Genomic DNA, 20,498 nt, shown 5'->3' with positions numbered 1-20,498 from the left:
CGCCGCGTTTGCTGCATAAAAAAAGGGCCTGCATCTGCAGGCCCTTTTTCGTTACGCCACGTCCACCAGGACGATTTCGGCGTCTTCCACCGCGGTCACCCGCAGCACACGCTCGTCTTCCACCGCCACGCCATCGCGGGCCACGGCGCGCACGCCGTTGACTTCGATCACGCCCGTGGCGGGCACCAGGTAGGCCTTGCGGCCTTCGTCCACCACGTACTCGGCGGTTTCGCCGGCTTTCAACGTCGCGGCCACCAGGCGGCCATCGGCGCGGATGCGCAGGCTCACATCATCCTCGGCACGGCCGCTGGCCAGGGTCACGAAGCCTTCGCCACGCTCGCCTTTGGGGAACGGCCGGGCGCCCCACGACGGTGCTTCGCCGCGTTTGTCCGGGATAATCCAGATCTGGAAGATGCGGGTTGCGCCTTTTTCCAGGTTGTACTCGCTGTGGACGATGCCGGTGCCGGCGCTCATCACTTGCACGTCACCGGCTTCGGTGCGGCCTTTGTTGCCCAGGCTGTCCTGGTGGGTGATGGCCCCTTCACGCACGTAAGTGATGATTTCCATGTCGCGGTGCGGGTGCTGCGGGAAACCGGTGCCGGGGGCGATCACGTCGTCGTTCCACACCCGCAGGTTGCCCCAGTTCATGCGTTTGGGGTCATGGTATTCGGCGAACGAGAAATGGTGATGGGCGTCGAGCCATCCGTGGTTGGCGCCACCCAAGGACGCGAAAGGTCTGAGCTGGATCATGGTGCACTCCTTAAGTGGAAGATTTGAATCACGGAGCTAGTGTCGCTCTTTCATAGATCGAAAAAAAGCGTAAAAAATTCGCCAAACCAATCAACTAAATAGATACATCCCCGTAGCAGCTGCCAAAGGCTGCGTCCTGCCATCCACCTATCCCAACGCCTGGGACGCGGCCTGCGGCCGCTGCTACGGGATTGCGGCCGTTTGTAGGTTTGTGCGGTAAACGCTTGATTCATCTAGGTTTGGCTGGCAGTGTCTGAGGCTACAGAATCCATGCTGGTGCCCGCGTGTCCGAACTCCCCGCAGAACTTGTCCCTCCCGCCCAACTGCCCCTGCTCAAACGCCTGGTGGCGCGCCTGCTGGGCCGCGGCCTCAGCCGCCTCAGCGCGCAGCACCGCGACTCCTGGTTCCACGGCCACGTCGCCGGCCAGCGCAGCGGCCACGGCGAAGGCCTGCGCGAAGGCTACGAGCGCGGGCGGGTAGAGGGCTTCGAGGAGGGCCAGCAGGTGCTGGTGATCCGCGACACGCGCCCCGACGAGCACGGCGTGCCGGGGGTGGACGACTACCTGTTCGACGCCTGGAAGCTGGGCCTGACCGCCGAGCTGAAAAAGCGCATCAAGGCCGACGTCGCCGAACGCCTGCCAGCGGCGGCGCAACCCAGCGCCGCGCAGTGGAAGCTGATCTTCAGCGACACCCCGTCCACCTGCGTGATCGCCGGTGCCGGGGCCGGCAAGTCGACCTCGCTGGTGCTGCGCATGCTGGTGCTGCACCACTACCTGGGCATGGAGCTGGATGCCCTGACCGTGGTGACCTTCACCCGCGAGTCGCGCAAGGACTTCATCAATAAAGTGCTGCAGGTGTTTGGCCTGTGGGGCTATCAGCTCACGGGCAAGCAGGTGCGCGAGGTGGTGCGCACCTTCCACTCGCGCATTTTGCCGCTGGTGCGCAGCCTGCCGGGCTTCGGCCAGCTGCGTGCGTTCGAGAACCTCAGCAACCAGGCGCCGCTGCCGGGGGCCGAGGAAGACGCCGACAGCAACCCCTTCGACCTGCGCCTCAACGACGCCCAGCGCCAGCAGATGAACCTGGCCTACCGCGACCTGATGCAGGGCAACGAGCGCTTCGCCGAGCTGATCGGCCAGCTGCGCCGCCAGGCCCTGCAGCTCAAGGAGCTGGACCGCGACCACCCCGATGTGCAGAAACGCGTGGCGGTGACCGAGCTGTCGTCGCGCCGCGATGAAGAACTCTGCGACCTGGTCGAAGACCTGTGGTTCAACGCCGGCGCCTGGCCGATCAAGGGCATCGAGCCCAGCCGCGAGACCGTGGACATCAACGGCAGCCGCTTCCACTTCCACGGCTACATCGCCGAGATGGACGCCTGGGTGGTGCTGGGCTTCGACCCGTCTCAGGACCAGCAGATGAAGCGCCCCGGCGCCAAGCTGCCGGTGTGGGCCGAGTGGGTGATCAAGCGCACGCTGTTCCAGGCGTTCTGCCCGAAACCGGTGATCTGGCTGGAAAACTACGCCCAGGCGCGCCGCCTGCTGGGCTCACTGGCCGCCGACGCCGTGGCGGGGCCGGGCTTCGACTATAAAGTGAAGGGGGAGCTGGTGGCCGCGCCGCTGCTGGACTGTTTTGTCGGCGCCGCCGGTTTCATCGAGAACCTGGGGCTGGACGTCACGGCTGCGGTCAACCAGATGAGCTTCCCCAGCGACGACACCGACCGGCTGTTCTTCGAGGCCCTGAGCCTGTACTGGAAGGCGTTCGAGGCGCATCTGCTCAAGCAGTCGCCGCCGGTGATGACCTACAACCGCATGTTCGCCCTGTTCGGCGAGAACAACCCGGAGAACCTGCGGCAGCTGGGCGACGAGATGCTGCGGCCGCTGTCGCACCTGATGATCGACGAGTTCCAGGACGTGTCGCCGCAGATCGTCTCCTGGCTGCGCGCCACCTTGCGCGAGATCCGCAGCCGCGGCCCGCAGCTGTCGGTGGGCCGTGTGGCCCAGCATTCGTCGCTGCTGTGCGTGGGCGATGACTGGCAGTCGATCTACGGCTGGCGCGGCAGCTCGCCGAAGTATTTCATGGAGTTCGCCAAGCAGTTCCCGTCGCCGGCCACCACCCGCGTGATGCTGGCCGACAACTTCCGCAGCCACCAGCACATCATCGACGCCGCCGAGCACCTGGTGCGCAATGCCCCGGCCATCGCCGGCAAGAAGGCCCGCGCAGCCGGCGAGCAGCCCGAGACGCTGACGCCGGTGCGGGTACTGGACCGCGACGACGAGACCATGGCCCTGACCGTGGCCGAGCACTACCAGCGCGGCGACTCGATACTGCTGCTGTTCCGCAAGGGCAGCGACCGCGCCGCTGCCGCCGAGCACCTGTTGCCCCTGCTGCAGCGCGACCAGGCCAGGCCCGCCGGCGAGCGGCAGATCAAGCAGCTGACCTACCACAGCGCCAAGGGCTTGCAGGCCGATGCGGTGTTCCTGCTGGGCGACTGCCAGCACGTCACCCGTTCGCCATACAAGAACCAGGTGTACCGCGCGGCAGGGCTGGGCAAGGCCGGCGAGCTGGAGGCCTACGACAAGGCCCAGCAGGACGAAACCCTGCGCCTGGCCTACGTGGCCGTGACGCGGGCGGTCAGCCATTGCTACTGGTACGTGGAACCGGCCACCAAGGACAGCGCCGCGCTGCCTCGCGCTTCCGACAACGTGGCCGGCGACAAACCGTTCTTCGATGACCTGCGCACTCCCACGTAGCAGCAACTGTCTTGTGGGAGCTGGCTTGCCAGCGAGCTTTTATGGCCCAACAGCTCGCTGGCAAGCCAGCTCCCACAGGATGTATCGGCTGCCGAAAGCTGCGTCAGAGGCGCGCGCGGTGCCCCGGACGCGGCCTGGCGGCCGCTGCTACAGGAGCGAGCATAAAAAAACCGATGCCATGGCATCGGTTTTTTGTGGGGCAGGGGACCTTCAGCCAAACGCCGACAGCGAATGCGGCGGCACGAACGCCTCCAGCTCCGCTTCCACCGCCTCGATGATGCGCTCCACATCGGCGGCGTTCATTACCGTGGCGCAGGGGATACCGGCAATGGCGATCAAGGTCTCGCCACTGGCCCGGTCAAAAAGTCGTGCCACCATGCTGCTGGGCGCGTCCATGCTGCCCTCGAACCCCATGGGGTGGAAGTGCCAACGCATGACCTGGCAGGCGTTGGGAAAGGTCATCTTGTTCATATGCCACCTCTGCATCGTGCAGCCTGGCCGGTGCGCCGGAATTCTTCGAGCGGCGTGCTGTCCCCGACCCTTTCAAGACTGTAAAAGTAGCATTGCCAAGGGCACTACAGGGGAGTTTTTTAATTAAATATCATCCGCAAGTCGTGTTTTTTGATGCAGGTCATAAAATCCCCGACCGGTGGCAGTGGTATTAATGTGCCATAGGTTTGAGCGCAAACGTTTCACCTCTCATTAGTTAATGAAATCTCGATTTATTTTCAATAACTGCCTCATTTTTCTAAAGTTCTGCCGATAGCTCTGGCAAGCCACGTGACTTTCCGGCGCGCGTGGCGCGTGCCTCATCGGATCGCAGGGATGCCGTACCACCTTCTTGTCGAGAGCTACCTCATGTCCCTACGAAATCTGAACATCGCCCCGCGTGCTTTCCTCGGCTTTGCCTTTATTGCCTTGCTGGTCGTGGCGTTGGGGGTGTTCGCCTCCAACCGCATGGCCATCATTCGCCAGGCGTCCATCGACATGCAGACCAATCAACTACCCAGCGTCGGTTATCTTGGAAACATGGTCGAGGGTGTTGTACGTTTGCGCGTCACTTCTTTCCGTTTATTGGTTAACCGTGAACCGGAGATGATTGCCGATACCGACACACGCATGGGCGTCCTGGTTAATAAGTTGAAAGAAGCCCAACGCAACTACGCGGTGTTGCCGGCGGGTGCGGAAGAACAAGGGTTATACCGCGAGTTTGAAAGCTCGCTGAATACTTACTTGCAACTGCAATCGCGCCTGCAGGACCTGTCGCACCAAAACAAACTGGAAGACATGCGCACGCTGCTCAACACCGGCATCAAGGACGGTTCCGACAAGATGGGCGACCAGCTCAACCGCCTGGTGGCCATCAACCAGGCGGGCGCCAAGGCCGCCGGCGAGGAAGCCGCCGCCCAGTACAGCCTGGCCAACACCTGGGTGATCATCGTCTCGGTGCTCGCCTGCCTGATGACCGTGCTGCTGGCCTGGCTGCTGACCCGTAGCATCGTCAACCCGCTGCAGGTGGCCGTGAAGGCGGCGCAGACCATTGCCGACGGCAACCTCACCCAGCCTATCCACGTCGACGGCAGCGACGAGCCGGCGCAACTGCTCAAGGCCCTGGGCCAGATGCAGGCTAACCTGCGCCAGACCATCGAGCAGATCGCCGGCTCCGCCACCCAGCTGGCCTCGGCGGCGGAAGAGCTGAGCGCGGTGACCGAGGAAGCCTCCAAGGGCCTGCTGGCACAGAACCAGGAAATCGAGCAGGCAGCCACGGCGGTCAACGAGATGACCGCGGCGGTGGAAGAGGTGGCGCGCAACGCCGTGTCCACGTCCCAGGCCTCGCAGGAGTCGAACCAGGTGGCGCTGCAAGGCCGCGACCGCGTGGGCGAGACCGTCGGCGCCATCCAGCACATGACCCAGGACGTGCAGCAGACCTCGGTGCTGATCGAAGGCCTGGCGGCCCAGGGCCGTGACATTGGCCAGGTGCTGGACGTGATTCGCGCCATTGCCGAGCAGACCAACCTGTTGGCCCTCAACGCCGCCATCGAGGCGGCGCGCGCCGGGGAAGCGGGACGTGGTTTCGCCGTGGTGGCCGATGAAGTGCGGGCCCTGGCCCATCGCACCCAGCAGTCCACCCGCGAGATCGAGCAGATGGTCAGCGGCATCCAGACCGGCACCGGCGAGGCCGTGCAGTCGATGCAGCAGAGCAGCCAGCGCAGCCAGTCCACCCTGGACATGGCGCGCCAGGCCGGCACGGCGTTGCAGCAGATCACCGAGTCGATCTCGCTGATCAACGAGCGCAACCTGGTGATCGCCAGCGCCTCGGAAGAGCAGGCCCAGGTGGCCCGCGAAGTGGACCGCAACCTGGTCAACATTCGCGACCTGGCCAACCAGTCTGCCGCCGGCGCGCACCAGACCAGCGCCGCCAGCCACGAGCTGTCGCGCCTGGCCGTGGGCCTCAGCGGCATGGTCGCGCGGTTCGTGATTTAACCAATGATGTAACTGCGCCCGCAGTGGTGGTAGGGTCAGGGGCCGCAAGCCTGCATAAGGGAAATGTGCATGCGCTATTCCGCCCTGACCCAACGTATCGCCGGTGACGGCGCCGCCGCCTGGAACATCCATTACCGCGCCCTGCGCCTGATCGAACAGGGGCAGGACGTGATCCTGCTGTCGGTGGGCGACCCGGACTTCGACACCCCGGCCCCGGTGGTCGAAGCTGCCGTGCAGAGCCTGCGCGCCGGCCATACCCATTATTCCGAAGTGCGTGGCAACCTGGCCCTGCGCCAGGCCATCGCCCGCCACCATGGCCAGTGCAGCGGCCGCGCCGTCGATGCCGACGAGGTGGTGGTGCTGCCGGGCGCCCAGTGCGCGGTGTTCAGCGTGGCGCAATGCCTGCTGGAGGCCGGCGACGAGGTGCTGGTGGCCGAACCCATGTACGTCACCTACGAAGCCGTGTTCGGCGCCTGTGGTGCGCGGGTGGTGCCGGTGCCGCTGCGGCCTGAGCATGGCTTTGCCCTGCAGCCCGCCGACCTTGCCGCACGCATCGGCCCGCGCACCCGCGCGGTGATGCTCAACAGCCCCCACAACCCCACGGGCGCCAGCCTCTCGCGCGCCACCTGGCAGGCCGTGGCACAGCTGTGCATCGCCCATGACTTGTGGCTGATCAGCGACGAGGTCTACAGCGAGCTGCTGTATGACGGTGAACACATCAGTCCGGCGAGCCTGCCGGGCATGGCGGCGCGCACCGCCACCCTCAACAGCCTGTCCAAGTCCCACGCCATGAGCGGCTGGCGGGTCGGCTGGGTGGTGGCGCCGCCGGAGCTGGCCGGCCACCTGGGCAACCTGGCGCTGTGCATGCTCTACGGGCTGCCGGACTTCGTCCAGCACGCGGCCCAGGTCGCCATCGAGGCGCCGCTGCCGGAAGTGGCGGCCATGCGCGACACCTACCGCCAGCGCCGCGACCGGGTGTGCGCGGCGCTGGAAGGCTGCCCCGGCGTGCGCGCGGTGAAGCCCGACGGCGGCATGTTCGTGATGGTCGACATCCGCGAAACCGGCCTCAGCGCCCAGGCCTTCGCCGACCGCCTGCTGGACCAGCATGGCGTCTCGGTGCTGGCCGGCGAGGCCTTCGGCCCCAGCGCCGCTGGCCACGTGCGCATGGGCCTTGTGCAGGACGTCGCACGCCTGGAAGAAGCCTGCCGCCGCATCGCCCGCTGCGCAGTGCAGGTGCTGGAAGCCCGTTAGCGGCTTGTCACCAACCTTGTAGCCGCTGCCGCCAGGCTGCGCTGGCCGTGATGTGCGCTGGAGATCTCCAGGAGCCCCCATGGCCAGCGCAGCCTCCGGCAGCGGCTACGGGAATGGCGTGGGTTTGGATACTCCTTGAAACAACCCGTGCAATGAATGCCCTGGGCAAGCGGTGCTATCTTGGGCGCCCTACAAGGAGCCCCTGTCATGACGACCCCGACTGCCGCGCACATGATCGCCAGCAACAAGCACGCCTGGGACGCCTCGGCCGACCTGCATCGCCAGACCCCGGCCTGGCAACGCCTGCTGGCCAGTTTCAAGGACCCACGCTACTCCTGCCTCGACACCACCCTTACCCAATGCCTGCAGGAGGTGGGCGTGCAGGGCAGGGACGTCATTCAGCTGGGCTGCAACAACGGCCGCGAGACCCTGTCGCTGCTGGCCATGGGCGCACGCCGCGCCGTGGGTGTAGACCAATCGGTCGCATTTCTGCAGCAAGCCCGTGAGCTGGCCGCAGCCTCGTCACACCCGGCCGAGTTCATCGAGGCCGATATTCACCACCTGCCGGTCGAGCTTCAAGGCACGTTCGATGTCGCGCTGATTACCATCGGCGTGCTCAATTGGATGCCAGACCTGCAGGCGTTCATGGCCTGCGTGGCCAGCACCCTGAAGCCCGGCGGCCAGTTGGTGATCTACGAGACCCATCCGTTCCTGGAAATGTTCGACCCGGCAGGCGTGGACCCTTTCAGCCCCAGCGATTCCTATTTCCGCGCCACGCCCGTGGTGCTGGAGGAGGCCATCGTCTATGAGGGCGATGCCCCGGCCATGGCGGCCCCTTCCTATTGGCACATCCACACCCTGGGCGAGATCTTCACCGCGCTGATTCGGGCAGGCCTGCAGCTTCGCCATTTCCACGAATACCCCCATTCCAACCGCGAAGAGGCCTACGACCAATACGAAAATCGTGCCGCGCAGCTACCCATGTGTTTCACCGCAGTAGCACTTCGTTGACGGATATTTGGCGGGTAGCTCATTTCTGGTTTTTATCCATTCCAAGTCGACGACTGGCATGACAATTTCTTCATCTTCGTTAGGTCCAAGTGATAACGACTGCTAGTCTCACTTCAACGCCGCAGGTTGCGCCTTTAAAGGGGCGCCGCGGTACCAAGGATGAACACTGTGAAGCGGCGGTCAGCCGGCAGGCCGGTAGGGAGCTCCCTGGCGTGCCGGGCGGCCGCGAAGTGCTTCAGCGCGACCTGGGCGTGATCAGTACCAGGTCAGGGACGAGCCCACTCGTGTCTTGCCACCAGAGCAGCCGTAAACGCACAACGAGCCGGGTTTAGCTTGTCTGCCGATTCGCCTCGCCTGCCATAGAGGCCTGAGCTCAAGGATCAATCGACACTGCCCGGCCGTAGGTGGGAGCGCTCACCTCGATGCACTGTCCTGTATATGCCCGCTGGATGAACCTGCCTTGACGCACTGCCCCTGGGACGGCACGCGGCTGGGCGCGCGACTGGCGGCTTCTAACAACCTTGGGTCAAAAGTGAGTTGGGGAGATGGACATGCAATACACCTATTTCAGTGACGAACAGATCAAGGCATTGACGCAAACCATTGATCAGCAGGGGTACGCGGTGCTGCCGAACTGGGCGAGCCCCGAGGAGCTGGAGGAAATACGCGGGCTGGTCAGGCGCTCGGTGGCCGCAGCGGGCAATAGCTACGTGGCCCTGACCGGGCAGCAGGCGGTGGTGGGCTCGACGCTGTATGACTGGGGGCGTTCACCGGTCATGCTCGACCTGTGCAAGCGCGTGGTCACCCAGGCCACTGGCCGTGCCGCCAATGACGACGGTTTGCACCAGGTGTTGCGTTGCCTGGTGGGGGACAGCGGCCGGCGCGAATCGATGATCTTCCATTACGATTCCTACGTGCTCACCACCATCATGCCGGTGTGCCTGCCCGAGGGCGCCAAGGGCGACCTGCTGATGCTGCCCAGCAAGCGGCCGTTGCGCGAGACCTACGCCATGAACCTGCTGGACAAGCTGAAGATCGACAACCGCTGGAGCCAGCGCTACCTGATCAACGCCTACCAGAAGGGCAACAAGCGCTTTACCCAGGTGGCCATGGAACCGGGGAACATGTACCTGTTCTGGGGCTACCGCTCGCTGCACACCAACCTGCCGGCCGACCCCAACGGCATCCGCGCCACGGCGGTGTTCCATTACGACAACCTGCACGGGGCCAGTTCGCTGGTGGGGCGCATTCGCTCGTCCCTGGGCCACGTGCGGCCGCGCCCACGGGCGATGGTATGAGGCGGTAGGGGCGGTCAGGGCACCTGGCGTTCTTCCAGGCAGTCGCTGCCGCCCATTTCGAATTCCCGGCAGATCAGCGGGCGTACGCGGTAGATGCTGCAACTCATGGTGCGGCGGTCCAGGGCCGCGCACCAGCCGTCATCCAGGCGCGCCATGGTCTGCGAGCCCCAGTCATCCGTGGCGATGAAGCGCTCGGGCACGCCGGTGTCGGTGATCAGCATCACCTCCAGGCGGCAGCACTTGGCGGCGCAGGTATCGCACGTGGCAGTGGGGTCGAGGACCGGCAGCGTCTGCAGCGGTATCAAGGGCTTCATCCTGGAGGGCGTGAACGCAGAGGGTACCGGGTCTGCGGGCAATCACAAAGCGCTGCGGATGACAGCGCCGTGAATCCCGACCAATTGCTGGGCGATGGCGGCCTCTTGTCGGGTTTTGCCGGTGGATCGCACTTTTTGCCGATTTGGCCCTCTATACCTGCCACTGCCGTCGCCAGGACACCCCGCCCAGCCCGATGATTTCGACGTTTTCCGCCTTGCCGCGTTTATTGGCGCTGTTGGCCTGCCTGCTTGCCGTGCAAGGGTGCAGCCGCCAGACCGGCCAGGACATTGCCACGCAGATCGGCAATGGCAAGCCCGACGAGTTCTTCCAGACCAGCGTCGACCGCATGGCCACCCTGGCCATGCACGACAACCTGCAGAGCCTGTACCTGCTGATGAACAAGCTGTACCTGCGCAACCCCGCGCAGTGGAAGCGCTCCGGCTTCCTCGATGCCGCTACCGCCGAGCGCCAGGTGCGCCAGGCCATCGAACAGCAGCAGCCGCTGCCGCAACTGGGCGGGCGCAAGGACCTGGCGGCGTTGAGCTACGCCATGAGCCCGGAATTCCTCGGTGACCGCGTAGGCGCGTTCATCTACGCCATCGGCAGCATGCTGGTGACCGCCCACGGCAACCGCCTGGCGTTCTACATGACCGACAGCCTCAACCCGCGGTTCATCAACAACGCCGCGCGCAACATCGAGAAGGCCACCTGGCTGCTCGGCCAGCGCCAGGACGCCCAGGGCGAGCCGTTGCTGTTCTCCAACGCGATATCCGAGGAAGGCAGCAACCTGAGCTTCGCCACCGAATTCGGCAAGATCGTCGCGCGGCTGGACCTGGTGGCGCAGATGCTGGACGAACGATATAGACGGATAGGTCTGAATTACGCCCAGAGCCTGTTGTTCCTGAATTTCCTACCGGTGCAGTAGCAGCTGCCGAAGGCTGCGTCCGGCCGCGCTACGGTCTTGCCGGTAAACCGCAGCGCCTGGGGACGCGGCCTTGCGGCCGCTGCTACAAGGGCAGCGGCTGGCCCCGACGCGTTCCGGGGGTTATGGCTCAGGCTTCGGCGTTGATGACCTGCGCGAACTGCCGGGCGAATTGGGTTTGTGACACGCCCAGCACGATGTCAACCTTGCGCGAACCGCTGGTTTCCACCCGCAGCTGCCCACAATGGTTGTCATGCTCGTGCTCGCCCAACTCCACCGATAGGTACTGGCTGTCGACCTTGTTGGCCGTCACGGCGCCGGTCATCAGCAGGGTAGCCAGCGGGTCGAAGATCGGGACTGGCAGGTTGCCCTCGGCGTTCTCGTGGGTCTTCTTGTCGAAGATCCCGCGCACCAGGTTGGCGACCGGGTCGGTGGCGGTGATTTTCGCCTCGTAGCTGGCATCCAGGATCACCTGGTTGCAGGCGTCCAGCGGCACCAGGGTCAGCGGCAGTTCGGACTTGAGCAGGCGATCGGTGGCCAGCGGGTCGACGAACACGTTCCATTCGGCGTAGTGGTTGCTGCTGTAGCGGCTGCCCTGGTCCCAAGCGGGCAGGGCGCCGTTCAGGGCGGCGACGTTGCCGTCCACGTACACGGCGCCGGCCATGGCATGGATGCGGTCGATCTTGGCCAGGTCGCTGGCGGCGGGCTTGAGCTCCAGCAGCTTGGCGAAGTTGGTGAAGCCGCCCAGGGAAAGGATGGTGACCTTGCCCGTGGCGCTCTTGAGCGTGTCATGCAGGAACTCCCACGCGGGTTTCGGCGACAGGGTTGGCAGTTCCTTGGGGTTGAGGCTGCCCAGCAGGCCCATGATGTCGTTCATGTCGTTCTTGAACAGCTGCGGGAACACGTTGTTCAGGGCCAGCGGCACGTCGGTGCCACGGGCCACCGGCACGTGGCTGTGGTTGCCGATGCCCAGCAGGTGCTGGGCGATGATGGTGCCCCAGCCCAGGTCGGTTTCGCCGCAGCCGGTGACCGTGAGGCCGATGATCTCGACGCCGGGGTCTTTCATCAGGTAGGCGATCGACAGCACGTCGTCCCAGCCCATGTCCGAATCGATGATGACCTTTTTCATGCTGCTCTTCCTTGATGGTGGGGGTAAGGATTCCCAGTGTAAGTGGGCAGTGGCCATCCCGCACCTACCGTAGCCGCTGCCGCAGGCTGCGCTGGCCCTGAGCCACGCTGAAGATTGTCAGCGAACACACAGGCCAGCGCAGCCTGGCGGCAGCGGCTACGGGATTGTGGCTACAGGTCCCGCAGTTTTTGCCGCTCGCGCGCCAGGTCGGCGGCGCTCAGCGGCACGTAGCCTTCGGCGCTGGCCGTTTGTGCGCGCACCAGGGCCTGGCCTTCGTCGCTCAGGGCCATCTGCAAATAGGCCTTGATGAACGGCGCCGGGGCGTTGCTGACGAACAGGTGCAGGTACGACGACAGCGGGTAGGCGCCCGCGGCTACGTCTGCCAGCGCCGGGCCATGGGCGGCTTCGCCGGCCTTGCTGGCCAGGGGCACGATGTGCAGGCCGGGGGCCAGCTTGGCGCCATTGGCCCAGCCGGTCAGGCCGATGCCATGGCTGTCACTGGCCACGGCCTTGAGCACCGCGCCGACGCTGTCCAGCGCCTCGTAATGGGGGCTGAAGGGCCGGCCGCCGAAGCGGTCCATGCGCTGGTTGGTGGCGAAGCCGCCGTCGTCGCGCAGGCCGTACACGTGGATGCGCCGCAGCGCCCAGTCACCGGTCAGGCCCAGCTGCCCCCACGTATTGATGTCGCCACCCGGCTGGCCGGCGGTGGCCAGCTTCGCCAGTTGCTCCACGGTCAGTTGCTTGAGCGGGTTGTCGGGGTGCACGTACACCGCCGGCGGGGTCTTGCCGTTGGTGCGCGGACCGTGGCCTGAATAGCCGATGCGAACGTCCAGCGGCGCCTGGCCGAACACCTGTTCATATCCATGCAGGTCGCCCAGCCACGGCTCGCGGGACAGCGGCGCAATGGCAGTGGCACCGGCGGTCAGCGCCGGCAGCCCCACCGAGGAGCCCTTGGCGGTGACGGCGAAGCGGAAGCCGGGGTGCTGGCGGATGAACAGCGCGTTCAGCTGCTCGATCAGCGGCTGCATGCCGTCGTTGCCGATGATGGTGATGGCACCGTCGGCCGTCAGGTAGCTGGCGTTGGCGGGCGGTTGCAGGGTATCGGCCTGGGCCCAGCCCAGGTGCAGGCACAGGCCCAGGCAGGCCGCGCGTTTGAGGAACGTGATCATAGCGGGGCAACCTCGTCGAGTTTGGCCAGTTCGGCCTGGGCTTGGGCGGCGCTCAAGGGGAAATAGCCCTTGGGCTGGTCGGCGATGATCTGCTGGCCCTGGCGCGACAGCACGAAGCGCAGGTACTCGCGCACCACCGGGTCCACGGCCTTGCCGGGCTCGCGGCGCAGGTACAGGTACAGGAAGCGGCCATAGGGGTAGCGGCCGTCGCGCACCTGGGCCTCGGTGCCGGTGGTCAGCAGGCCCTGGGCGTCGCGAATCGGCAGCGCCTTGATCTGCGCGTTGTCCAGGCCGATGGCCGCCACCGCCAGCCCGGCCGGGTCGGCGGCCAGGCGCGCGAGGATGGCCTCGGTGTTGCCGTAGCCTTCGTAACTGGGCGCAAGAGCCCGGCCTTGCAGGTGGTTGCTTTGCATATAGGTGCCGAAACCGGTGAACTCCGGGGTGCCATAGGGGTGGATGCGCCGCTCGCGCCATTCACCCTTGAGGCCCAACTGCCCCCAGGTGGACAGGTCGCCCTCGGGGTTGCCGAGGCTCAAGGTACGGCGCACCTCATCGGCGCTGACCTGGGCCAGCGGGTTGGCGCGGTTGACGTACACCGCCAGCGAGGTGGCGAGGTGCTGGGAGGTGTCGTTGGCGGCCAGGGCGATGCGGATCTCCAGTGGCGCGGCGCCGACGATCTTGCGGTACGCCTTGATCTCCAGCGGGTTGATCTCGCGACCCATGGCGCCAAACAGGGTGACGCCGTGGGTCAGCAGCGGCACAGCGCTGGTGGTGCCCTTGGACTCGTCCTGGAAGCGCCAGCCGGGGTGCTGCTGCACCAGGGCGGCGTTGAAGCGCTCGACAATGTAGCGCACGTGCTCGGCACCGCCGATGCGGATGGCACCGTCGGCGGCCAGGTACGAGGCGTGGGCGGGCGGCTGCACCGCCTGGGCGGTGTAGGGCGGCAGTTGCGGGTCGACGGCGGCGTGGGCCGGCAGCGCCAGCCACGCGGCGCTGGCGAGGGCCAGCGCGCGGGTGATCAGGTTCATGGTCAGTCCTTGGGGTTAGAAGGCGAGGGTGGCCTTGGCGATGACCTGGCGCGGTTCGCCGATGACGATGGCCGGCGAGCCCAGGCCGCTGCTGGAGACGTAGTAGGTCTCGTCGAACAGGTTCTTGACGTTCAACTGTAGGGTCAGGTCCTTGTGGTCGAGCTTCATCTTGTAGGCCACGAAGGCGTCGGCGACCTTGGCCGAGGGCAGCCAGTATTCGGTGCCGGTGCCGTCGTTGGCGCCCCACTTGCTCATGTAACGGCCGCCTGCGCCTACGCGCAGGTCGCCGATGCCGACGTGGCCGAAGTCACGGGTCAGGTACAGGGCCGCGGTGTTTTTCGACACGCCGTCCAGCGGCGTGCCCTGCAGAATCGGGTCCTTGGTCCATTCGGTGTCGGTGTAGGCGTAGCTGCCGGTCAGGCTCCAGAACTCGTTGAGCTGGCCGCTGACGTCCAGTTCCACGCCGCGCGAGCGTGCTTCGCCGCCCAGCCGGGTGCAGGTCTCGGTGCCGCAGGTGGCGCTGGTCTGCACGTTCTTCTTGGTGATGGTGAAGGCCGCCAGGCTGGCGGTGAGGTAGTCGTTCTGGAACTTGGTGCCGATCTCGTAGGCCTTGGCCTCTTCGGGCGCCAGGTCACCGATGACGGTGGCGATGGAGGTGTTGGGGCGGAACGACTCGGTGTAGCTGCCGTACACCGACCAGTCCGGCTGGATCATGTACACCAGGCCCAGGCGCGGCACCGCCTTGCTGCGGTCGACGTCGGCGCCGACCACGAAGGGCCGGCCCTTGCCGGTCAGCTCGGTGAACGACTCGTAGCGCAGGCCGGCCTGCAGAATCCACTTGTCGGTCAGGTGAATGGCGTCCTGCACGAACAGTGCATGGGTGTGCAGCAGGTCGGTCTGGTCGCTGTTGGCGGCGCTGACGCGGCTGGGCACCGGCACCTGGCCGTAGACCGGGTCGTTGTAGTTGAAGCCGGTGTCGTTGACGTTGCGGATCAGGTCGCCCAGGGTGCGGTCGTTGTGCATGTAGTCCACGCCCACCAGCAGCTCGTGGCGCATGCCGGCGAACTGCAGGTCGCCCAGGGCGCTGACGGTGGCGGTGTGGGCCACTTGCAGGGCGTCGCGGGTGGCGTCGCCGCGGCGGGTGACCTGGCCGGTGGTGAAGTTGGCGGAGATGTAGCGCGACTGGTGGTCGTTGTAGTAGTTGCGGCTGTAGCCGTAGCCGGCCTTCAGGGTCCAGTCGTCGTTGAGGCGGTGTTCGGCGGTGAGGTTGAACGCGTCGGAGCGGCCGGTGGTGATGTTGAAATGCTCGTCCAGGCGGCGCGTGCGCGGAATATCCAGCACCTTGCCGGTGGTGGTGTTGATCTGCGTGCCGCGGTCGAAGGGCACGCTGTATTCCATGTGCTCGTAGGCGGCGGTGATGGTGGTGTCGTCGCCGAACCACGACAGCGACGGCGCGATGACCTCCTGGTCGGTGCTGCCGAAGTTGCGCCAGTAGTCGGTCTGCTGCTTGTCGTAGATCAGGCGGTAGGCCAGGCCGGTGTCGCCCACGGGGCCGGTGGTGTCGAGCTGGCCGCCACCGCCGCCGAAGCTGGTGCCCCAGCCGGACACGCTGGTGGCTTGGGTGAGTTGCGGTTTCTTGGTGACCACGTTGATCACCCCGCCCGGGTCCTGCACGCCGTAGAGCATCGACGCCGGGCCCTTGAGCACCTCCACGCGCTCGGTGGTGGGGGTGAAGTTGCGCGCCTGCACCGACTGCATGCCGTCGCGCATGATCGAGTTGTCGCGGTTGGTACCGAAGCCGCGCTTGATGATCGCGTCCTGGGTGCCGCCCAGGGTGTTGCCCTGCTTGACGCCGCTGACCGCGTTGATGGCTTCGTCGAGGCTCTGGGGCGCGCGGTCTTCGATGACGCGGTGGGTGACGACGTTGACCGAGGCGGGCACTTCGATCAGCGGGGTCTCGGTGCGGGTGGCCACGGTGGAGGCCACGGCCTGGTAGCTGACCTGGCTTTTTTCGGTGGTGGTGGGCGCCACGGCGGTGCTGTCGATGTTGGTGGCGCCCAGTTCCACGCTGTCGGCGGCCCACAGGGGCTGCGCCAGGCTGAGCATCAACACGCCGCTGGCGCAGGCGCTGCGGTAACGAAGGGTAGGGGTGGAGCCGCTGGGGGTGAAGGAGGCGGTCATGCGGGTGCTCTGCGTGAAGGGTGTGAATGGAAATGGGATTGCCTTTCATTCACAACACGGAGCTCGACGGGAAACACCTCAGTAAAAATTTGAATATTTTTTCAGATCCCGTGGGAGCTGGCTTGCCAGCGAGCTGTTGAGGCCCTGAAGCTCGCTGGCAAGCCAGCTCCCACAAAAATCAGAACGACAGGCTGGTGCTCAGCACCACCTGCCGCGGGTCGCCCACGGCGACCACGTAATTGCTCACGGCCGAAGGGTAGTAGTGGCGGTCGAACAGGTTATTGACGTTGAGCTGCACCCGCACCTCGTGCCCGTCCACGCGGGTGTCGTAGCGGGCGAACGCATCGGTGACGGTGTAGGCCGGCAGCTTGAAGCTGTCCTGCGGGTCGCCGGCGCGTTCGCCCACGTAGCGCGGGCCGCCGCCGATGTGCAGGCGGTCGCCGCCCAGCAGCGTGCCCAGGTCGTGGGTCAGGTACAGCGAGGCGCTCTGCCGGGGCACGTTCTGCAGCGGGTTGCCGCGTAGCTGCGGGTCGCGGGTGACCCAGGCGTCGGTGAAGGCATAGGCCGCCATCAGCTCCCAGCCAGGGGCGAGGCTGCCACTGGCCTCGAGCTCGAGGCCGCGCGAACGCACGGCGCCGGCGTTGCGGCTTACCGGCAGGTCGTTGACGGTCTCGCTGACCAGCACGTTGCGCTTGCGGATGTCGTACAGCGCGACGCTGGCCGAGAGGCCGTCGGGGTGTTCGTACTTGAGGCCGGTCTCCCAGGCCCTGGCCTGCTCAGGACGGATGGTGGAGTCGATGATCTGGTCGGTGGCGGCGTTCAACGGCGCGATGCTGGAGTTGGGCTTGAACGACTCGCTGTAGCTGGCGTACCACGACCAGTCCGGGGCGAAGCGGTACACCAGGCCGGCGCTGGGCACCCAGGCGCTGCCGTTGATGTCGGTGTTGGCGTGGAACGGCCGGCCGCGCCCGGCGTACTGGTCGTAGCTGAGCAGGCGGGCGCCGAGGATGGCCAGCCACTGCTCGTTCAAGTGCACCGAATCGCGCAGGTACAGCGCCGTGGTGCGCAGCCGGTCCAGCTGTGCGCTGGAGCTGTCGGAGACGCTGGTGGGCGCCACTTCCCGGCCGTACACCGGGTTCACGTAGCTGAAGGTCGCGAGGCTGTTCTGCCGCAGCAGGTCGTCACGGTAGTACAGCCGGTGCTCTTCGCTCAGGCCCACCAGCACTTCGTGTTCCAGGCCCAGCCAGGTGGGGTTGCCCGACAGCTCCAGCTCGCCCTGCTGGGCGCGGCTGACCGAGCCCAGGGTGCCGTCCATGCTGCGGGTGAGGGTGCCGACGCTGGTGTTCACGCCGGTGATGCGCACCTGGTACGCGTCGTAGGTTTCCTCGTTGTAGCTGTAGGCGGCGTGGGTCTGCCAGCCGTTGGCCAGCTGATGGTTGTAGCTCAGGCGCACCCGCTGCGAACGGCCGGTCATGTCGTTGAACGGCTCGTCCAGGCGCCGGGTGTAGGGAATGTCCAGCACGTGGCCGGTGTCGGGGTTGATCACAGTGCCGCGGTCGAAGGGGGTGACGAAGGTGCGCTGTTCAAACGCCAGCTGTACCTCATCGCGCTCGCCGTACCAGGCCAGCGAGGGCGCCACCAGGGTTTCCCGGTGCACGCCGTAGTTGCGCCAGTAGTCCTCGTCCTGGTGGTCGAGGATCAGCCGGTAGGCCAGACCGCTGTCGCCCAGCGGGCCGGTGCTGTCCAGGGTCACGGCGCTGCCGTCGCGGTCGTGGGCGAAGCTTGAGGCCTTGGCCTGCAGTTCGTTGTGGGCGGTCAACTGCGGGGTCTTGCTGACCACGTTGATCACCCCGCCAGGGTCCTGGATGCCGTACAGCAGGGCAGCGGGGCCCTTGAGCACCTCGACGCTGTCGGTGGTGGCGTTGAAGTTGCGGCCCTGCACCATGGGCATGCCGTCGCGCAGGATCGAGCCGTCGCGGTTGTCGCCGAAGCCGCGTTTGACCAGGGTGTCCTGGGTGCTGCCCAGGGTGTTGCCCTGGGTCAGGCCGCTGACGTTGCGCAGGGCGTCGTCGAGGTTGCGCGGCTGCTGGTCGCGCAGCACGTCATTGTTGACGCGGCTGATGGACTGCGGCTGTTCCAGCCACGGGCCACTGCTGCGGTTGACCCTGGCGACGCTGGCGGGCTGGTAACGGGCCAGGCGGTCGCTGTCGATGTTCAGCGCCTGCAGCAGGATTTGCTGGTGGTTGGCCGGCAGGCTGCTGAGCGCCAGGGTATGGGCATCGGTGCGCCGGTAGGCCAGGCCGCTGCCGGCCAGCAGCCGCGCCAGGGCCTGTTCCACGGTGAGCTGGCCGTGCACGGCGGGCGCTTGCAGCTGGTAGGGCGCGTCGTCGGCGTAGACGATGTTTTGCCCGCTCAGGCGGCTGAGCGCGGCCAGGGCATCGGGCAGGGGCTGGGCGGGCAGCGTCAGGCTCAAGCGCGCTTCGGCGCCCTGGGCGGCACCGGCGTCGGCCTGGGCCGCGCTGGGCAGGCCCAGGGGCGTCGTCAGCGCTGCTGCCAGCAAGGAAAGTCGCAACCGGCAGCGCATCGGATCAGGCTCTGGGTCAGGGGTTAAAGATGCGAATATATCTCATTAGCTTTAATGTTGCATCCCTTTCAGCGAATGATCAGCGTGCCGCCTGGCAGCCGCTGCGCCGAATAGCCCAGCAGGCCCTGGAAGGCGGCGAGCATCACCTGCGGGTCGTTGCTGGTGAAATCGCCGCTGACCGGGCGCGCGCCCAGCTCGGCGTTGAGCAGCACGATGCGCCCAGGGTAGTAGCGCTGCACCACGGCCAGGGCGTCGGCCAGGGGCTGGCGACGGAAGCTGACATGGCCGTCTCGCCAGCCGAACGCCTGCAGCGGGTTGACGCTCTGCAGCGCGCCGGCGTGGCCTTGCTGGTAGTCGACGCGCTGGGCGGCGGTGAGCATCACCGGGGCGGCATCATGCTGCGGCTGCACCGCCACCTTGCCTTCTTCCACGGTGACCTGGGTGGCGGCAGCCTCGCGGCGCACCTCGAAACGGGTGCCCACCACGCGCACTTCGCCGTCGCCGGTGTGCACCACGAACGGCTGGCCGTTGTGGCTGACGTGGAAGAACGCCGCGCCACGGCGCAGGGTCACAGCGCGGCCGTGGTCGCCGAGCGCCACGTCGATGGCGCTGTTGCCGTCCAGTTGCACTTCGCTGCCGTCGGTCAGGGTGATGCTGCGCAGCTGCCCGGGGGCGCTGTGGTAGTCGGCCTGCAGGTCATCGAGCCAGCGTTCGGGCTGCCAGGCCATGGCCAGCACGCCGGCCAGCACCACGCTGGCGGCCATGGCCAGGGCCACCCGGCGGCCGCGGCGGGCCGGCGCCTTGGCACGCCGCAGCAGGGCCTGCAGCACGGCGTCTTCCTCGCGGGCCAGTTGCGCAGCGCCCGGGCCGGTGAGGCGCCACAGGCGGCGCGCATCGCGGTACGCCTCGGCGTTGGCCGGGTCGTGGCTCAGCCAGCGCTGCAGTTCCTGCTGGTCCAGCAGCGGCAGGCGGCTTTCATCCAGGCCGGGGTTGTCGGGTTCGGCCGCCAGGCGGGTGACCCACAGCAGGGCCACGTCCTCGCCGGCGTGGCGCGGTGGGGGGCTGACCATGTTCATTGTCTGGCCTTCACGGTAGGGGCGTCGACGCTACTCTTGCAGGCCTGCAAGGCGCGCATCATATGTTTTTCCACGGCGCTGGCGGAGATGTCCAGCGCGCGGGCTATTTCGCTGTAGCTCTGGCCATGGATGCGGTTGAGCAGGAACACATGGCGGGTGCGCTCGGGCAGCGCGCGCAGGGCGGCGTCCACCTGCTGCAATTCGTGGTTGGCCTGGTGGCCGTCTTCCAGCGGCGTGGGCGCGCCCACCAGTTGCTCGGGCAGCAGCGCGGTCTCGCTGCGCAGGCGGCTGCGCTGGCTGCGGATATGGTCGATGGCCAGGTTGCGGGCGCTGCGCATCATGTACTGGCTCATGTCCTGCACCTGCACGTCCTTGCGCCGCCACAGGCGGATGAACAGCTCCTGGCACAGGTCGGCGGCCGTGGCGCGGCAGGCCACCCAGCGGCTCAGCTGTTTTTCCACGCGCCCCTGTTGCTGCAGGAACACCTGCAGCATGTCCTGCGCGCCGGACGTGTCGTCGGCGCTGGGTTCGGGAGGTGGGGGTTTGCGCATGG

Annotated in this window: 16 protein-coding genes; 6 read left to right on the top strand and 10 right to left on the bottom strand. The window is 66.5% G+C overall.

The features are described from left to right. Positions 1–51: 51 nt before the first annotated feature. Positions 52–750, bottom strand: a complete 699-nt coding sequence (locus ACWKWX_RS10060; RefSeq protein WP_416424189.1) for a pirin family protein — start codon at positions 748–750, stop codon at positions 52–54. Positions 751–1,034: 284 nt separating this feature from the next. Between ACWKWX_RS10060 and ACWKWX_RS10055 the strand changes: the two genes are divergently transcribed. Next, entirely contained in the window at positions 1,035–3,497 is a 2,463-nt protein-coding gene (locus ACWKWX_RS10055; RefSeq protein ID WP_483827678.1) for a UvrD-helicase domain-containing protein, read from the top strand. A gap of 210 nt (positions 3,498–3,707) precedes the next feature. On the opposite strand, the gene ACWKWX_RS10050 is transcribed toward ACWKWX_RS10055, so the two are convergent. After that, positions 3,708–3,983 carry a DUF1652 domain-containing protein gene (locus ACWKWX_RS10050; RefSeq protein ID WP_416424191.1) on the bottom strand — a complete coding sequence of 92 codons (276 nt, stop codon included), beginning with the start codon at positions 3,981–3,983 and terminating at the stop codon, positions 3,708–3,710. Between the two features lie 339 nt (positions 3,984–4,322). Here ACWKWX_RS10050 and ACWKWX_RS10045 point away from each other — a divergent pair, with 339 nt between their 5' ends. From ACWKWX_RS10045 to ACWKWX_RS10030, 4 genes are all read left to right on the top strand, one after another. Then, positions 4,323–5,981, top strand: coding sequence for a methyl-accepting chemotaxis protein (locus ACWKWX_RS10045; RefSeq protein WP_483827677.1), 1,659 nt, complete (start codon positions 4,323–4,325; stop codon positions 5,979–5,981). Between the two features lie 69 nt (positions 5,982–6,050). After that, positions 6,051–7,232, top strand: coding sequence for a pyridoxal phosphate-dependent aminotransferase (locus ACWKWX_RS10040; RefSeq protein ID WP_483827676.1), 1,182 nt, complete (start codon positions 6,051–6,053; stop codon positions 7,230–7,232). 207 nt (positions 7,233–7,439) lie between these two features. After that, positions 7,440–8,243: a class I SAM-dependent methyltransferase gene (locus tag ACWKWX_RS10035; RefSeq protein ID WP_483827675.1), complete on the top strand. Its 804-nt coding sequence runs from the start codon at positions 7,440–7,442 to the stop codon at positions 8,241–8,243. A gap of 551 nt (positions 8,244–8,794) precedes the next feature. Beyond that, complete coding sequence (locus tag ACWKWX_RS10030; protein WP_416424195.1) at positions 8,795–9,541, top strand: phytanoyl-CoA dioxygenase family protein; 747 nt, start codon at positions 8,795–8,797, stop codon at positions 9,539–9,541. 14 nt (positions 9,542–9,555) lie between these two features. Here ACWKWX_RS10030 and ACWKWX_RS10025 read toward each other — a convergent pair whose 3' ends face one another. Beyond that, positions 9,556–9,837: a YkgJ family cysteine cluster protein gene (locus ACWKWX_RS10025; RefSeq protein WP_473006856.1), complete on the bottom strand. Its 282-nt coding sequence runs from the start codon at positions 9,835–9,837 to the stop codon at positions 9,556–9,558. A 212-nt stretch (positions 9,838–10,049) separates the two neighbouring features. On the opposite strand from ACWKWX_RS10025, the gene ACWKWX_RS10020 reads away from it, so the two are divergent. Continuing rightward, a complete protein-coding gene (locus ACWKWX_RS10020) occupies positions 10,050–10,781 on the top strand; it encodes a hypothetical protein (protein WP_473006647.1) in 732 nt (243 codons plus the stop codon). A gap of 127 nt (positions 10,782–10,908) precedes the next feature. On the opposite strand, the gene ACWKWX_RS10015 is transcribed toward ACWKWX_RS10020, so the two are convergent. The 7 genes from ACWKWX_RS10015 to ACWKWX_RS09985 all read right to left on the bottom strand — a co-directional run bounded on the left by ACWKWX_RS10015 (position 10,909) and on the right by ACWKWX_RS09985 (position 20,496). Beyond that, on the bottom strand, positions 10,909–11,907 hold the full coding sequence (locus ACWKWX_RS10015) for a nucleoside hydrolase (protein WP_483827674.1): 999 nt from the start codon (positions 11,905–11,907) through the stop codon (positions 10,909–10,911). Between the two features lie 170 nt (positions 11,908–12,077). Continuing rightward, positions 12,078–13,076, bottom strand: a complete 999-nt coding sequence (locus tag ACWKWX_RS10010; protein WP_483827673.1) for a PstS family phosphate ABC transporter substrate-binding protein — start codon at positions 13,074–13,076, stop codon at positions 12,078–12,080. Beyond that, positions 13,073–14,104 carry a PstS family phosphate ABC transporter substrate-binding protein gene (locus ACWKWX_RS10005; RefSeq protein ID WP_483827672.1) on the bottom strand — a complete coding sequence of 344 codons (1,032 nt, stop codon included), beginning with the start codon at positions 14,102–14,104 and terminating at the stop codon, positions 13,073–13,075. Before ACWKWX_RS10005 ends, ACWKWX_RS10010 begins: the two co-directional genes overlap by 4 nt. 15 nt (positions 14,105–14,119) lie before the next feature. Further along, complete coding sequence (locus ACWKWX_RS10000; protein ID WP_476302022.1) at positions 14,120–16,210, bottom strand: TonB-dependent siderophore receptor; 2,091 nt, start codon at positions 16,208–16,210, stop codon at positions 14,120–14,122. Between the two features lie 253 nt (positions 16,211–16,463). Then, entirely contained in the window at positions 16,464–18,869 is a 2,406-nt protein-coding gene (locus tag ACWKWX_RS09995) for a TonB-dependent siderophore receptor (RefSeq protein WP_483827671.1), read from the bottom strand. 68 nt (positions 18,870–18,937) lie between these two features. Continuing rightward, positions 18,938–19,945 (bottom strand): FecR family protein, encoded by a 1,008-nt coding sequence (locus ACWKWX_RS09990; protein WP_483827670.1) that lies wholly within the window; start codon positions 19,943–19,945, stop codon positions 18,938–18,940. Then, positions 19,942–20,496 carry an RNA polymerase sigma factor gene (locus ACWKWX_RS09985; protein WP_416424203.1) on the bottom strand — a complete coding sequence of 185 codons (555 nt, stop codon included), beginning with the start codon at positions 20,494–20,496 and terminating at the stop codon, positions 19,942–19,944. Before ACWKWX_RS09985 ends, ACWKWX_RS09990 begins: the two co-directional genes overlap by 4 nt. Positions 20,497–20,498 lie beyond the last annotated feature (2 nt).

The organism is Pseudomonas imperatae, assembly GCF_057128625.1.
The sequence above is the reverse complement of the archived record's forward strand: the minus strand, read 5'-3'. Positions and strand labels throughout refer to the sequence as shown.

Excerpts from the sequence above, each read along its gene's own strand:
- ACWKWX_RS10060 (WP_416424189.1), bottom strand. The coding sequence starts at position 750 with ATGATCCAGCTCAGACCTTTCGCGTCCTTGGGTGGCGCCAACCACGGA.
- ACWKWX_RS10050 (WP_416424191.1), bottom strand. The coding sequence starts at position 3,983 with ATGCAGAGGTGGCATATGAACAAGATGACCTTTCCCAACGCCTGCCAG.
- ACWKWX_RS10045 (WP_483827677.1), top strand. The coding sequence starts at position 4,323 with ATGCCGTACCACCTTCTTGTCGAGAGCTACCTCATGTCCCTACGAAAT.
- ACWKWX_RS10040 (WP_483827676.1), top strand. The coding sequence starts at position 6,051 with ATGCGCTATTCCGCCCTGACCCAACGTATCGCCGGTGACGGCGCCGCC.
- ACWKWX_RS10035 (WP_483827675.1), top strand. The coding sequence starts at position 7,440 with ATGACGACCCCGACTGCCGCGCACATGATCGCCAGCAACAAGCACGCC.
- ACWKWX_RS10030 (WP_416424195.1), top strand. The coding sequence starts at position 8,795 with ATGCAATACACCTATTTCAGTGACGAACAGATCAAGGCATTGACGCAA.
- ACWKWX_RS10020 (WP_473006647.1), top strand. The coding sequence starts at position 10,050 with ATGATTTCGACGTTTTCCGCCTTGCCGCGTTTATTGGCGCTGTTGGCC.
- ACWKWX_RS10015 (WP_483827674.1), bottom strand. The coding sequence starts at position 11,907 with ATGAAAAAGGTCATCATCGATTCGGACATGGGCTGGGACGACGTGCTG.
- ACWKWX_RS10010 (WP_483827673.1), bottom strand. The coding sequence starts at position 13,076 with ATGATCACGTTCCTCAAACGCGCGGCCTGCCTGGGCCTGTGCCTGCAC.
- ACWKWX_RS10005 (WP_483827672.1), bottom strand. The coding sequence starts at position 14,104 with ATGAACCTGATCACCCGCGCGCTGGCCCTCGCCAGCGCCGCGTGGCTG.
- ACWKWX_RS10000 (WP_476302022.1), bottom strand. The coding sequence starts at position 16,210 with ATGCTCAGCCTGGCGCAGCCCCTGTGGGCCGCCGACAGCGTGGAACTG.
- ACWKWX_RS09995 (WP_483827671.1), bottom strand. The coding sequence starts at position 18,869 with ATGCGCTGCCGGTTGCGACTTTCCTTGCTGGCAGCAGCGCTGACGACG.
- ACWKWX_RS09990 (WP_483827670.1), bottom strand. The coding sequence starts at position 19,945 with ATGAACATGGTCAGCCCCCCACCGCGCCACGCCGGCGAGGACGTGGCC.
- ACWKWX_RS09985 (WP_416424203.1), bottom strand. The coding sequence starts at position 20,496 with ATGCGCAAACCCCCACCTCCCGAACCCAGCGCCGACGACACGTCCGGC.